Annotated in this window: 15 protein-coding genes and 1 pseudogene; 11 read left to right on the top strand and 5 right to left on the bottom strand. The window is 66.3% G+C overall.

Going from position 1 to position 13,683, the window contains the following annotated elements:
* Positions 1-13 precede the first annotated feature (13 nt).
* Together ACQP0C_RS33810 and ACQP0C_RS33805 are read left to right on the top strand one after the other, a co-directional pair.
* Positions 14-442 (top strand): MerR family transcriptional regulator, encoded by a 429-nt coding sequence (locus ACQP0C_RS33810; protein ID WP_433726643.1) that lies wholly within the window; start codon positions 14-16, stop codon positions 440-442.
* A complete protein-coding gene (locus tag ACQP0C_RS33805) occupies positions 414-1,415 on the top strand; it encodes an alkylmercury lyase family protein (RefSeq protein ID WP_433726641.1) in 1,002 nt (333 codons plus the stop codon). Before ACQP0C_RS33810 ends, ACQP0C_RS33805 begins: the two co-directional genes overlap by 29 nt.
* Positions 1,416-1,869: 454 nt before the next feature.
* Here the strand turns inward: ACQP0C_RS33805 and ACQP0C_RS33800 are convergent, their stop codons facing one another.
* Complete coding sequence (locus ACQP0C_RS33800; protein ID WP_063045224.1) at positions 1,870-2,229, bottom strand: Rv2640c family ArsR-like transcriptional regulator; 360 nt, start codon at positions 2,227-2,229, stop codon at positions 1,870-1,872.
* 96 nt (positions 2,230-2,325) lie between these two features.
* On the opposite strand from ACQP0C_RS33800, the gene ACQP0C_RS33795 reads away from it, so the two are divergent.
* The 6 genes and pseudogenes from ACQP0C_RS33795 to ACQP0C_RS33770 all read left to right on the top strand — a co-directional run bounded on the left by ACQP0C_RS33795 (position 2,326) and on the right by ACQP0C_RS33770 (position 5,388).
* A complete protein-coding gene (locus ACQP0C_RS33795; RefSeq protein WP_063045226.1) occupies positions 2,326-2,838 on the top strand; it encodes an ArsI/CadI family heavy metal resistance metalloenzyme in 513 nt (170 codons plus the stop codon).
* Positions 2,839-2,908: 70 nt separating this feature from the next.
* Complete coding sequence (locus tag ACQP0C_RS33790) at positions 2,909-3,289, top strand: ArsR/SmtB family transcription factor (RefSeq protein WP_433726638.1); 381 nt, start codon at positions 2,909-2,911, stop codon at positions 3,287-3,289.
* A pseudogene (locus ACQP0C_RS33785) lies at positions 3,199-3,780 on the top strand (aquaporin); the annotation flags it as partial. The gene ACQP0C_RS33790 and the pseudogene ACQP0C_RS33785, both read left to right, overlap by 91 nt.
* A 243-nt stretch (positions 3,781-4,023) precedes the next feature.
* Positions 4,024-4,446 (top strand): arsenate reductase ArsC, encoded by a 423-nt coding sequence (locus ACQP0C_RS33780; RefSeq protein ID WP_218024974.1) that lies wholly within the window; start codon positions 4,024-4,026, stop codon positions 4,444-4,446.
* A complete protein-coding gene (locus tag ACQP0C_RS33775) occupies positions 4,443-4,946 on the top strand; it encodes a GNAT family N-acetyltransferase (protein ID WP_063045232.1) in 504 nt (167 codons plus the stop codon). Before ACQP0C_RS33780 ends, ACQP0C_RS33775 begins: the two co-directional genes overlap by 4 nt.
* Positions 4,947-5,010: 64 nt before the next feature.
* On the top strand, positions 5,011-5,388 hold the full coding sequence (locus tag ACQP0C_RS33770; protein ID WP_157124677.1) for a hypothetical protein: 378 nt from the start codon (positions 5,011-5,013) through the stop codon (positions 5,386-5,388).
* Positions 5,389-5,414: 26 nt separating this feature from the next.
* On the opposite strand, the gene ACQP0C_RS33765 is transcribed toward ACQP0C_RS33770, so the two are convergent.
* Positions 5,415-6,038 (bottom strand): class I SAM-dependent methyltransferase, encoded by a 624-nt coding sequence (locus tag ACQP0C_RS33765; RefSeq protein ID WP_433726635.1) that lies wholly within the window; start codon positions 6,036-6,038, stop codon positions 5,415-5,417.
* 506 nt (positions 6,039-6,544) lie between these two features.
* Here ACQP0C_RS33765 and ACQP0C_RS33760 point away from each other — a divergent pair.
* On the top strand, positions 6,545-8,269 hold the full coding sequence (locus tag ACQP0C_RS33760; protein ID WP_433726633.1) for an aminotransferase class V-fold PLP-dependent enzyme: 1,725 nt from the start codon (positions 6,545-6,547) through the stop codon (positions 8,267-8,269).
* Positions 8,270-8,575: 306 nt separating this feature from the next.
* Here the strand turns inward: ACQP0C_RS33760 and ACQP0C_RS33755 are convergent, their stop codons facing one another.
* Both ACQP0C_RS33755 and ACQP0C_RS33750 read right to left on the bottom strand, forming a co-directional pair.
* Positions 8,576-9,889, bottom strand: a complete 1,314-nt coding sequence (locus ACQP0C_RS33755) for an MFS transporter (protein ID WP_433726631.1) — start codon at positions 9,887-9,889, stop codon at positions 8,576-8,578.
* Positions 9,886-11,256: an MBL fold metallo-hydrolase gene (locus tag ACQP0C_RS33750; protein ID WP_433726629.1), complete on the bottom strand. Its 1,371-nt coding sequence runs from the start codon at positions 11,254-11,256 to the stop codon at positions 9,886-9,888. Before ACQP0C_RS33750 ends, ACQP0C_RS33755 begins: the two co-directional genes overlap by 4 nt.
* Before the next feature lie 203 nt (positions 11,257-11,459).
* On the opposite strand from ACQP0C_RS33750, the gene ACQP0C_RS33745 reads away from it, so the two are divergent.
* A complete protein-coding gene (locus ACQP0C_RS33745) occupies positions 11,460-12,134 on the top strand; it encodes an ArsR/SmtB family transcription factor (protein ID WP_433726627.1) in 675 nt (224 codons plus the stop codon).
* Positions 12,131-13,309: a cysteine desulfurase family protein gene (locus tag ACQP0C_RS33740; protein ID WP_433726625.1), complete on the top strand. Its 1,179-nt coding sequence runs from the start codon at positions 12,131-12,133 to the stop codon at positions 13,307-13,309. Before ACQP0C_RS33745 ends, ACQP0C_RS33740 begins: the two co-directional genes overlap by 4 nt.
* A gap of 11 nt (positions 13,310-13,320) precedes the next feature.
* Here ACQP0C_RS33740 and ACQP0C_RS33735 read toward each other — a convergent pair whose 3' ends face one another.
* Complete coding sequence (locus tag ACQP0C_RS33735) at positions 13,321-13,683, bottom strand: PLP-dependent transferase (protein ID WP_433726623.1); 363 nt, start codon at positions 13,681-13,683, stop codon at positions 13,321-13,323.

Below are 13,683 nucleotides of genomic sequence, written 5' to 3'. Positions count from 1 at the left end.
TGAGAATGGCGGTATGCGGAGCAGGGAGCTGGCTACCCGTGCCGGGGTGAGTGTGCAGACACTGCGGTACTACGAACGCCGGGGTCTGCTCGCACCGCCGCCGAGGTTGCCGTCGGGGTATCGGGCGTATCCGGCCGACGCGGTGGCGGCAGTCCGGTTCGTCAAACGAGCACAGCAGCACGGGTTCACACTCGAGGAGATCGGTGAGCTTCTCGATCTTGCCGACGGCGGACCCGATGACTGCAATGCCGCTCGTGAATTAGCGGAACGCCGGATGACCCAGCTCGCGCAGCGGATCGCTGATCTGCAACGGATGCAGCTGTCGCTGGCCGAGCTCGTCACGACATGTGAACTACCACGTCGCGACCGGCGCTGCCCGCTGTTGCATATCCTGCACGAGGAAGGTGTCACCGATGAAACTGGAAATTCTGCAGGTCCCTGACTGTCCCAACGCTGCGGTGCTGGAGGAACGGATCCGGCAGGCGCTGACCGGCGAACTGGTCGACATCGAGGTCATCCATCGAGTGCTCGACACTACGGCCGACGCTGCGGCGGCGGGCATGACTGGTTCACCGACTCTGCTCGTCGACGGCAGCGATCCCTTCGCAGTACCTGGTCAGGAGCCGAGCCTGTCGTGTCGCCTGTACCCCTCGGACACAGGCGGCCTCGGTGGCGCGCCGTCGATCGCTGCACTGCGCCGGGCGCTGGACGTGGACACGTCCCAGGCGCCGCCCGCCCCGGCTGTTGCCGCTGACTGCTGTGCTCCCGCATCGGGAACGGATTCAGCGGCATGGATGCCGGAAGCGCCGCGAGAGGCGGCGCGGCCCTCCGACCCGGCCGAACGCGCGCTGCACTACGCCATTCTGCAGACCTTCGCCACCCAGGGCCGGGCACCGGTCACCAGCGATCTGACCGGGGTCGCCGCCGAATATCATGGCGATGTCGATGAGGTCCTGGGCCGTCTGCACGACGCCGATGTGATCCGCCTCGACTCGTCCGGCAACATCGCAGCGGCATACCCGTTCTCTGCCTCACCCACCCCGCATCGGGTCCGTATCACAGGCGGGGCAACGGTTTACGCGATGTGTGCTATCGACGCGCTGGGCATTCCCGCCATGCTCGACACCGACGTCGTGATCGAGTCGGTCGACCCGTCGAACGACCGAGCGATCACGGTAACCGTCCAAGATTCGGTCGCGGCCGCACAGCCGCAAACCACGGTCGTGTTCGTCGGGGCGCAGGCGGCGCAAGGGCCGTCCGCGGATACCTGCTGCAACTATCTGAACTTCTTCACCGATCGCCAGACCGCGCAGGCATGGATGGCCGCGCACCCGCATATCGGTGGCGTCATCCTGGATCTCACCGAGGCGCAGCACCTCGGCACCCAAATCTTCGGGAACCAGTTCCACACCTGACATCCGAACCGTCATCCGCAGTTCGATGACCAGATCTGAACGACGCGGACGCGCAGCGCCACGCAATGGTCGGCGCACCGCTGCTCAGCAGTCCGCCGCTGGCCAACAAGGCCGGAACGGACGCTGCGGGTTCCCGGGGCGAACCGGACGCCCGGATGCCGTGCATGTTCACGTGCGAGGCCGTCGACCGCCTCACAGCAGGTCCTCGACATCGACTGCTGCACAAACGAACTCATAGTCCAGCCTCAATCTGTGCCGCGGGATCGGTTCTGTCCACCAGTAACTACCACAGTTTGCTCCTCGCTCGCCCGTATGCGAGGCCAATAGCACTATCGGAGACGGCTCGGGCCGGGCTGCTCTTCGCGATGAGGGAATCCGGATTTGATGCTGTACAGACCCATTCCAGACTGCACGCCTCCAAGGCCTGAGCATCGGCAAGTCCCCGTCGCCGGTCTCAGGTGCAGCAGTTCGGATCCAGGACCAGACACAGCGCGGCGAGTGCGTCACGGCGCGCGCGGTGGAAGATGTTCATTCCTCGTCGTTCGGATTCGACCAGTCCGGCCTTGCGCAGCTGGCCGAGGTGGTGGCTGACCGTGGATTCCGACAACCCGACACGGGTGGCGAGATCGCCACCGTTCTCTTCGCCGTTAGGGCTGGTCAGCAGCAGTGACATCAACTGCACGCGGACCGGGTCGGCGATCGCTTTGAGCCGCAACGCCACTTCGAGCGCGGCGGCCTCCTCGATCGGGGCGGCAGCGACGGGAGCGCAGCACACCGGTGCGGACATGTCGATCACAGGTAGCGCCTTGGGCATGACATCAACTCTACCGAGTTTATTGACATATGTCGAAAAGGTGGCAGACTCGACATCGTTAGCTTTTCGACATATGTCTCACAACTGGAGGTAGTCATGTCCCGTGTCCAGCTCGCTCTCAATGTCGATGATCTCGACCAAGCGGTGCGGTTCTACTCGGCCCTGTTCCAGGCCGAACCCGCCAAACTGAAGCCGGGCTACGCCAATTTCGCGATCGCCGAGCCACCGTTGAAGCTGGTGTTGATCGAGAACCCCGGTCAAGGCGGCAGTGTGAATCACCTCGGCGTGGAGGTCGAGTCCTCCGAGCAGGTGCACGCCGAGATCGCCCGCCTGTCGGAGGCGGGCATGTTCACCGAGGAGCAGATCGCGACCACGTGTTGTTTCGCCACCCAGGACAAGGTGTGGGTGACCGGCCCGAACGCCGAGCGGTGGGAGGTGTACACGGTGCTGGCTGATAGCGAAACCTTCGGCACCGCACCCGAACTCGCCGACGCCGAGGCCGTTGAGGTGTGCTGCGGCACCGCCGAAGACGCCGCCGCCGAAGATGCGTGCTGCAGCGCGACGGCGAAGAAGGAAGCCGTCGCTTCGGGCGCTGGCTGCTGCGGCTGAGCATCCGGTTGCGGGTTGTTCACCGGGTGTTCGTTTGCCTTCTGGATTAGATGTACATCAATATCGGTGCGTGTCTAAGTCGGAGTTGCCGTTGACGAGCGTGACCTCGCCGTCGTGTGAGGTCACGCCCCTGGTGGGCAAGCCGTTGTCAGCCGAGGCGGCCGTGGAGATGGCCGCGGTGTTCAAGGCATTGTCGGATCCGGTGCGGTTGCGGTTGTTGAGCGCGGTGGCCAGCCACGCCGGTCAGGAAGCGTGCGTGTGTGACGTGTCGGCGGGGTTCGACGTCACCCAGCCCACCATCTCCCACCATTTGAAGGTGCTGCGCGAGGCCGGGCTCCTATCGAGTGAGCGGCGCGGTTCGTGGGTGTACTACCGGGTCGAACCCACAGCGTTGCACCAGCTTTCACAACTATTGGACATCACGGCTCCTGCCGATGCGGGGTCGCGGTGAGCACGCTGGCGCGGCGGGTGCTGGCCGAATTCGTCGGCACGGCGGCGCTGGTATGTGTGGTGGTCGGCTCCGGGATCGCCGCCCAGCAGCTATCCGCCCACGATGTCGGCTTGCAGTTGCTGGAGAACTCGACCGCAACCGTGTTCGGTCTCGGAATATTGATCCTGGTGTTCGGGCCGGTCTCGGGGGCGCATTTCAACCCGGTGGTGTCGCTCGCGGATTGGTGGCTGGGCCGTCGCACCATTGGCGGCCTGTCCGGTATCGATCTCGCGGCGTATGTCCTCGCGCAGGTGATCGGTGCAGGTGTGGGCGCGGTGCTGGCGAACGTCATGTTCGACCTGGACCCGATCCAGATCTCTCGCCACGACCGCATCACCACAGGTCATCTGGTCGGGGAGGTCGTCGCGACCGCCGGACTCGTCGCGGTCGTCTTCGCCTTGGCCCGCAGTGGCCGTGCTGCATTGTCTGCGGCGGCGGTCGGTGCCTATATCGGGGCCGCCTACTGGTTCACCAGCTCCACCTCCTTCGCCAACCCGGCCGTCACCTTCGGCCGCGTCTGGTCCGATACCTTCGCCGGAATCGCCCCGGCCTCGGTGCCCGGCTTCCTCGCCGCCCAACTCCTCGGCGGCGCACTCGGCCTGGCATTGATCGGCGTTCTATACCCCGACCTGTCGGCCGTCGCCGACGACGTTGTCGTCCACCACGCCCAGGAACCTGAAAGGCCCGCACCACCTATGGTTTCCGAGGATTCCAAGCCCAGTGTGCTGTTCGTGTGCCTCCACAACGCCGGACGCTCCCAAATGGCCGCCGCCTACCTCACCCACCTCGCAGGCGACCGGGTCGAGGTCCGCTCCGCAGGCTCCCAGCCCGCCGAGCAGGTGAATCCCGTTGCCGTACAAGCGATGCGGGAAATCGGCATCGACATCTCCACCGAAACACCGAAGATCCTCACCGCCGACGCCGTACAGGCATCCGACGTGGTGATCACCATGGGCTGCGGCGATGCCTGCCCGTTCTTCCCCGGAACCCGGTATCTGGACTGGAAACTCGACGACCCCGCCGGACAAGACATCGACGCGGTCCGCCCCATCCGCGACCAGATCGAAACCCGCATCCGTGGCCTACTCGACGAACTCGGCATACCGTCGCCCGCATGACCACCACCGGAGTACGCATCACACCGATGCGACCCGAACACGCCGAGGAAGTACTCACCATCTACCAACTCGGCATCGACGAAGGCAACGCCACCTTCGAAACCACCGCACCCACCTGGGAAGTGTTCGACAACAGCAAACTACCCGACCACCGACTCGTCGCTCTCGACACCAACGACCGTGTACTCGGCTGGGCCGCAGTGGTTCCCGTCTCCGACCGCTGCGCCTACGCCGGAGTCGTCGAACACTCCGTCTACGTCCACCCCGACGCCCGCAGCCGAGGCGTCGGCCTCGCGCTACTCACCGAAATCCTCACCTCCACCGAAGCCGCAGGCATCTGGACCGTCCAATCCGGCATCTTCCCCGAAAACACCGCCAGCCTCGCCATCCACACCAAAGCCGGATTCCGCACCATCGGCACCCGTGAACGCATCGGCCGCCACCACGGACACTGGCGCGACGTCACCCTCATCGAACGCCGAAGCCCCGCCATCCGATAACACCGGTGCGACAATGATCGTGCTGGCAAAAGCGATGGTCTGCACACATCACATCGAGGCGCCCATGACCGCATCGAACGTCGACCGCGCCGCAATATCCGCCGACCTCGAACGCGTCCGCCAGGACTTCCACCACCTGCTGCACACCGTCCGCGACGACGAATGGGACAAGCCCACCACCGAAACCCGCTGGACCAACGAGCAACTGCTGTTTCACATGGTCTTCGGCTACATGATCGCCCAACGCCTACTCATCCTCGCGCGAATGTTCGACCGGCTACCCGACTCGGCCAGCCGCACCTTCGCTCGCCTGCTCAACGCCGCCACCACCGCATTCCACGCGATCAACTACCACGGCTCCTGCCTCGCCGCCCGCGTCTACAACCGCCACCGCATGGGCGGGCGAGGAAGCCGCGCCCCGAGCTCGCAGATGTCGACGTGAACCGAGCCCGCGTATTGGGCGGGGTGTCAGTGCTTGCGGGCGGTGAGGCGCTCGACGATGCCGAGGTTGAACCGTTCGACGCGTTCGATCTCGAGTCCGGTGGCGCGGATCTTGTCGAGGGGGCGGCGCATGAAGTGTTCGGCGGCCAGTGGGGCGGTGACGGTTTCGAGGAGGCGCTGGATGCCGCGGACGATGCGGTTGGAGCTGGGGATGTGGTCGACGAGGATGAGTTTTCCTTCGGGGCGCAGCACCCGGATCATTTCGGCGATGGCGGCGTCGATGTCGGGGATGGCGCACAATCCGAATGTGCAAATGACGGTGTCGAATTCGGCGGCGTCGAAGGGCAGGGCGTGGGCGTCACCTTGTTGCAGGGTGGCTTTGCGGTCGAGGTCGGCGGCGCGGTGGCGAGCGATGTCGAGCATCGGTTCGCTGATGTCCAGGCCGGTCAGGGTGATGTCGTCGGGGTAGGCGGGCAGGTTCAGTCCGGTGCCGACGGCGACTTCGAGGACCTGTCCGGTTGCTTGTCCGCACGCCCAGGTGCGGGAGTCGCCGAACAGGTGTCGGTCCCAGAATCCCATTTCGCGGTCGTAGGAGCGGGATTTCTTGTCCCAGTATCGGTGCCATCGGTCCAACTGTTTGTTTGTGGCCATCGCGGTTGTGCCTTCCCTGTGCTGCTTCCACGAGCTCAGCATCGAGTCAACACCTCGTGGTGGACTTGTACATCGGTGATCTCCCTGAATCTGCCGAGGGCACGAGCGGGCGGGTGTTGTCTGGACGGCGGGATTCTTCCCAGCGGTATCCCGGCGGTCTGTGTGGGCGCGGCCGGTGGGCATTGGAAGTTTCAGGACGACCCATGGCAGTGGCACAGCTATGACCATGACGAATGAGGGGTCGGTTACCTCCACGGCTGAGAGGTACCTACCCAGTTGGTGGTGGATCTCCTCGAGCGGCGGGCGGTAGCGGCCCGCATTTGAGGGCGCCCAGGGCCCTCGATGAGATCGTTAGGGCGGCGAATCCGTCGGGAGCCTTCCCGGCGCTGGGCCGCTTCCCCGGCTCGCCACTTCTAACAGACCAATGGCCCTGGCGCGGCGCATGGCCCAGGGGCACGCTGGCTGTATCCGGGGTGCTGGCTAGCCGCGGTGGAAGGAGGGACTGCATGGATACGGTGACCGGGAGTGCGGATGTTCGGGCGGCGTCGGTCCCCACCTCGGCCTTGCTCGAGCGGGTTCGGCAAGGGGTTATCGGTGAAGGCGAGGTCTTGGACGGACCCTATGGCCGGCGCCGGATCACCTACGCCGACTACACCGCTTCAGGGCGGTCGCTAGATTTTCTCGAGGACTTCATCCGCAGGCAAGTGTTACCGCGATACGCCAACACCCACACCGAAAGCTCCGGTACCGGATTGCAGACCTCACTGCTGCGGCAGGACGCACGCCAGATCATTCACGACGCGGTTGGCGGCACCGAGAATGACCTGGTGATCTTTTGCGGGTCCGGGGCAACGGCGGCGGTGAACAAATTGGTTGGCATTCTCGAGCTCCGCGTACCGTCCGGGCTGACCGCCCGTGGGCGGGTCCCCGATTCGCAGCGGCCGGTGGTGTTCATCGGCCCCTACGAACACCACTCCAACGAGTTGCCATGGCGGGAGTCCATCGCCGACCTGGTGGTGATCGACGAAGACGCTGGCGGTCACATCGACCAGCGACAACTCGCGCACCGGCTGATCCACTACGCGGACCGACCTCTGCGTATCGGTAGCTTCTCTGCCGCCTCCAACGTCACCGGCGTCTTATCGGACACCGATCGGATCGCCACCCTGCTTCATGAGCACGGCGCGTTGTCCTTCTGGGACTTCGCTGCTGCCGGTCCCTATGTTCCGATCCGGGTGCGGGAGAGCGCTCCTGGTCGTGGCGACCATAAGGATGCGATCTTTCTCTCTCCGCACAAGTTCGTCGGCGGGCCCCAGACGCCTGGCGTCCTCGTGGTCCGTCGTGAGTTGGTGCGCAACGCCGTGCCCACCGTGCCGGGAGGGGGCACGGTGGCATTCGTGGACCCAATCGGTCACCGATACCTCGATGATCCTGTTGCCCGGGAAGAGGGCGGAACCCCGGCGATCATCGAGTCGATCCGGGCCGGGCTGGTCTTCGCGCTCAAAGACGCCGTCGGGACCGACCTCATCGAGCAACGAGAACAACGGCTGTGGCGTCATGCCTTTGCCCGGTGGCGCGATCACCCGAACATCGAAATCCTGGGCCACCCTCATGCCCGACGACTGTCCATCGTGTCCTTCCGAGTCCGGTCAGGCGGGGATCGCTACCTGCACCACAACTATGTCGTAGCCCTGCTCAACGACTTGTTCGGCATCCAAGCTCGCGGCGGCTGCTCCTGCGCAGGCCCGTACGGGCATCGGCTCCTGGCCATTGATCCGCAGAATTCGCGCGCCTACCGCGACGAAATCGCTTTGGGTTGCGAGGGCATCAAACCCGGCTGGACACGGATCAACTTCAACTACTTCATTTCCGACACCGTGCGCGACTATCTGATCGAGGCCGTGGAGTTACTGGCCTCATTCGGCCACCGTCTCCTCACCGACTACACCTTCAGCCCGGACACCGGCCTGTGGCGCCACCGTGGGGGGACACACCAGCCCCCGTTGCGCCTGACAGATCTCTTCTACGACAGTGCCGGCACTCTGCACTACCCGACCGACCACGAGACCCTCGACGAGGCCGCGTTGGCCGAACACTTACACGAAGCCCGCACCCTTCTCGAGGCCCGCCCCGAGACGGTCCCGGATGGTCCCACCAGCCTCCCATCGCACTTCGAAGCGCTGCGCTGGTTCCCGCTACCCCCGCAATGCCTGACGCCCGATCCTCGATGAGGTGGCGCGGCTGCATCGTGCACCGTGTCGAGGTCGCCGACACCCGCTGGCTTCACCCGCGCCAACGCCGGCCGGGAACTGCTCGGTGTCTCCGAAGACGATGCTGTTCAACGGGTTTCGTGCGATCTCTGTAGCGGCAGGTGGCGGGTGATCGTGCCGCCGATCGGCGGAGTAGCACCGACGAGCTGGACCTCATGGACGCCTGTCCGTGCTGGAGATGCTGTGTCGGATGTGCGGATGGGCGTTTGCCCGGTGGGGCAGCGGGTCAGACAGCCCATGTGGTTCGACGTGCCCGACCTGGCGGGGTCAGGCGCAGTCGATATCGCGGGGCTGCGCCGGGGCCGGTAGGGATTGCGGGTGGTGGGTTTCATACATTCGGACCGCGACCAGCAGGGCGGCGGCGGCACTGACGGCTGCGGCCACCCACACCGCGGCGTGCAGGCCCATGAGGTCGGCGACGATGCCGCCGAGGATCGCGCCCACGGCGTAGCCGAGGTCGCGCCAGACTCGGTAGACGCCGACCGCGCGGCCGCGCCACAACGGATGCGCGACATCGCCGATCACTGCCAGCAGTGTCGGATAGACCATGGCCGTGCCGATGCCGAGTGCGATGGTGCCGATGGCCCATCCGGCGAATCCGCTGGAGTAGGCGATCACCGCGAGTGCGGCGGCCTGGATCGTCATGCCCCCGGTGATCAGGTGTTTGCGCCCGATGCGGTCGGACAGGCCGCCGGTGATCAACTGTCCCGCGCCCCATACGCCCGGGTATAGGGCGAACAGCAGTCCGATCTGGCCGACCGGGAGGTCGGCGGTGGCGAACAGCAGCGGGAACAATCCCCACGACAAGCCGAAGTTCAGGTTGTTGACCAGCCCGGCGTGGCTGGCCGAGGCCAGGGCGGGTTCTTTGAGGCTGGTCTGGATGGCGATCTGCCGGTCGGTCAGGTCGGCGTGTAGGTGGTCGTGTAAACCGTCGGCGCGGGGTGTGTGCCGGGTGGCTTCGAGGTGGGCGTGATCGCGGGTCTCGCGTACGAAGGCCCCGGACAGCAGCAGCGCCAGCGCCGCGTAGGCCAGGCCGAGCAGGAACGGGGCCGGGCGTAGTCCGTAGTGCTCGGCGAGGTAGCCCGCGAGCAGGGAACTGACCGCTACGGCGCCGTAGCCTGCGGCCTCGTTCAATCCCATTGCCAGGCCGCGGCGGGTGGGTCCGACGAGGTCGATCTTCATTACTACGGTGGTCGACCAGGTCAAGCCTTGGTTGATGCCCAGCAGCACGTTGGCTGCTACGACCCACCACCAGTTCGGTGCGGCGATGAGCATCAGCGGGACGGGCAGCGCGAATAGCCAGCCCGCGAGCAGGACGGGTTTGCGGCCGTAGCGGTCGGAGAAGGTGCCAGCGAAGTAGTTGGCGATCGCCTTGGTGATCCCGAAGGCGGCGACGTAGGTGAAGATGAAGGTGTAGCCGGTGAGGCCGAAGTCGGATTCGGCCAGCAGCGGCAGTACGGTCTGCTGCTGGCCGACCATGCCGCCGACGAGCGCGTTGATCGTGACCAGCAGGGTGAACTGGGCCGCGTTCTCCCGCAGTCCCAAGACCGGCGCGGGCGGGCTCGGGCGCAGTACTTTCATGATTCGGCCTGCCATTGCTTGCCGAGCGCGCGGGTGTAATCGGCGGGATGTCCGGCCAGTACCCGCACGTCGGTGCGGCCGGCGGCTTCGAGGATGCTCGCGGCGCTCATCGCGCGTTCACCGTGCCCGCACATCACCGCCACCGGCCCGTCCGGCAGCTCGAGCAGGTTCTGAGCGAGTGCACCGAGTTCGATGTTGCGCGCGCCTAGTGCGTGCCCGGCGGCGAATTCACCGGCCTGTCGGATGTCGAGCACAGTCACCGGCGCGTCGGTGGCGAGTCGCTCGGCGTCGAGTAGTTCCACCGTGCCGGCCTCGACCGGCCCGGTCCAGGCCGCCATGCCACCGCGCAGTTCCCCTGCCACGGTGTCGAATCCGACTTTCGCTGCTTCCCAAGCGATGTCGGTGGCGTTCTGGTCGTCGGCGCGGACGATGACCAGTGGCCGGTTCGGGTCGGTCAGCCAGCCCAGCCAGGTGGCGAATACCGGCCGCAGGGTGATCGACAGTGCTCCGGGGATGTGCCCGGCGGCGAAGGCGGCGGGCTGCCGCGCGTCGACCACCTGGGCGCCGTCGGCGAGCAGGTCCCCAACTGCCGCGGATGTCAGCGCGGGGAGCGCGAGGGTGGCACCGAGGACGGCGGGGCCCTTGTGGTTGACCTCGCCTAGCCGCAGGAAGTAGTCGGGGAAGGATCCCAAGGAGCCGAGCAGTGCGTCGACGAATGCGTCCTCCCCGTCGACCTGCAGCAGCGGGTTGGTGGCCCGTTCCTTGCCGATGGTGCTCACCCGCTCAGTGCCAACGGCCGAGGAGCAGAACGAGCCCGCGCCGTGAGTGGGCCATACCGGGGTGTCGTCGGGCAGTTCCATCAGCCGCTGCAGCGAGTGGTATTGCGCCCGTGCCAGCGGAACGGTTTGGTCGGGGCTGACCAGGTCGGTGCGTCCGGCGGTGCCGACCATCAACGATCCGCCGGTGAACACACCCAGCAGCTGAGCGTCTTCGTGCAGCAGGTAGGACAGGTGCTCAGGGGAGTGTCCCGGTGTGGCCAGTGCCTGCAGTGTGAACGGTCCCAGCGCGACGGTGTCTCCGTCGCTCATGCCGGTCACTTCGAATCCGCGTGCGCCGACTTCGGGAGCCAGCACGGTCGCGCCGTCGGACTCGGCGAGTTCGCGGACCCCGGAGATGAAGTCCGCGTGCATATGGGTTTCGACCGCGTAGGCGATGCGCAGGCCGCGGCGGCGGGCTTCGGTGCGCACTTGGCGCACATCTCGCTCGGGATCCAGGACCATCGCCCGGCCGTCGCCGAGGTCGAGTAGATAGGTCGAATTGCCCAGCCCCTCGTCGATGACGGGAACGAGCACGAAATCGGACGGCATACAGAACTCCTGTGTCATTGCCGAAGCACCAGTCCTTATTCCAATAAACCATGGAAGATTGGTAGTAGAATATTCCAAGGTCCGCGGACGAGCAACCCTCGATCGGACACCGTCGGTATCAGCGGCCACGTAGGCGACATGGCTCACGGCGCTGACCTGGCCGCCGAGCGGGATACCCTATTCCAAGGATGAATGGAGCAAGGATGAGCGAGGTCAAGACGGCCGCGAAAGCAGCCCTCTACGACGCGTTCGCGGCCAGCGGTAAAGCGCTCGCGAGCGGTAAGCGCCTGGAACTGCTGGATCTGCTGGCCCAGGGGGAGCGGACCGTGGAAGCACTCGCAGCCGCGGCCGGCTTGAACCTGACCACCGCCTCAGCGCACCTGCAGACGCTCAAGCAGGCCGGTTTCGTCGCCACCCGCCGCGACGGAGTGCGCATCCACTACCGGCTCGCCGGACCGGACGTGGCGCAGTTGTTCGCGTTGCTGCGCAAGGTCGCTCGAGCTCATCAGCCCGCGGTCTCGCCCGCTCTCGATACCTACCTCGGCTCCGGCGGTGGGCAGGCGATGACCCGCGCGGAACTGCTCGCCCGCGCCGAGAGCGGCGATATCGTCGTCGTCGACGTCCGGCCGGTGCACGAATACCAGGCCGGGCATATCCCCGGCGCGGTGTGTATCCCGGTCGAGCAGTTGGCCGAGCGGATCGGTGAGCTGCCCGTCGACGCCGAGATCGTGGTCTACTGCCGCGGCGAATACTGTGTGCTGGCCTACGACGCGGTGCGGTTGCTCAACGACCAGGGCCGTCGCGGGATCCGCCTGCACGACGGGATGCTCGAATGGCGGCTGGCCGAGCTGCCCGTCGATGCCGCGGACACGGCGTGAGTCGAACCGATCGGCCGCAGGTGAGCGAGCCGGTTTACCTGGACTACAACGCCACCACCCCGGTCGACCCCCGTGTCGTCACCGCGATGCTGCCCTACCTGACCGAGTCGTTCGGCAACCCGTCCAGCAGCCACGTCTACGGTGCACGCCCGGCCGCCGCACTCGCGCAGGCCCGCACCCAGCTCGCCGACCTCATCGGTGCGCAGGCCGAGGAGATCGTGTTCACCGGTTCCGGTTCCGAAGCCAACCTCCTGGCACTGCGGGGCGCCGCGCTGGCCGCCGACCGGCCCCGCACACACCTGATCACCCAGGCCACCGAACATCCCGCCGTGCTGCAGACCTGCCAGGCCTTGGCGCGATTGCACGGGCTGTGGGTCACCGTGTTACCTGTCGAACCTGACGGTCGAGTAGATCCGGCTCGCCTGGCCGCCGCGCTCGACGCGCAACCGACGCTGGTGTCGGTGATGGCCGCCAACAATGAAACCGGTGTGCTGCAACCGATCCAGGAACTTGCCGAGCTCACCCACCGCTACGGCGGGCTGTTGCACTGCGATGCCGCACAAGCCGTGGGCAAGATCGACCTCGACGTCAACGCGCTCGGCGTGGACCTGCTCACCGTGGTCGGGCACAAGATGTACGCGCCCAAAGGAATCGGCGCGCTCTACATCCGCGACGGCATCGACCTCGAACCCGTGATCTACGGCGGCGGCCAAGAACACGGCCTGCGTGCGGGCACCGAAAACGTCGCGCTCGCCGCCGGGTTCGGTGCCGCCGCCGAGCTGGCTGCCGCCGACCTCGCCGCAGGCGCGGGACAGCGTCTGGCACGGCTGCGTGATCAGCTCCACCAGAGGCTAGCCGAGGCGCTACCCGGCCGAGTCCACCTCAACGGCGCCCCCGAGCATCGGCTGCCCAACACCCTCAACGTCAGCATCGACGGCATCCGCGGGCACGATCTGTTGGCCGCCGCGCCAGGCATCGCCGCGTCCACGGGATTGGCGTGCCACTCCGGAATCCACAGTCCCTCACCAGTTTTGACCGCGATGGGTATCGACACCGATCGTGCGCTCGGTGCGTTGCGGTTGTCGCTGGGACGCTTCAGCTCCGCCGCCGATATCGACAGCGCCGTGCGCGCTCTACTGGACGCGATCGGCCACCTCACGCGGCCCCACGAGTGACGCGGGAGTGCTCATCGGTGCCGCGAGCGAGTGAGGTCGGCGATCAAGTCGTCGGTGTCCTCGAGCCCTATCGAGAGTCGGATCATCGAATCTGTGATGCCGCGGCGGGCGCGTTCGGCAGCGTCGAGGCCGTGGTGGGTGGTGGTCACCGGCTGGGTGGCCAGGCTCTCCGCGCCCCCCAGGCTCGGGGCCAGGGAGAACAACCGCAGCCGGTCGGCGACGCCGATGGTGGTCTCGGCGTCGGCGGCGACCTCGATGGTCAGGATGCCGCCGAAGCCGTGCATCTGCTTTTCTGCCAGGGCGTGACCGGCGAACGACGCCAACCCCGGGTAGTAGACGTGTGCGATGCGCGGATCGGCCGCGTGCCTGCGCAA

This window comes from Nocardia sp. CA-129566 (genome assembly GCF_050956075.1).
Lineage (GTDB): Bacteria > Actinomycetota > Actinomycetes > Mycobacteriales > Mycobacteriaceae > Nocardia.
This window is presented reverse-complemented; position numbering and strand designations above follow the sequence as displayed.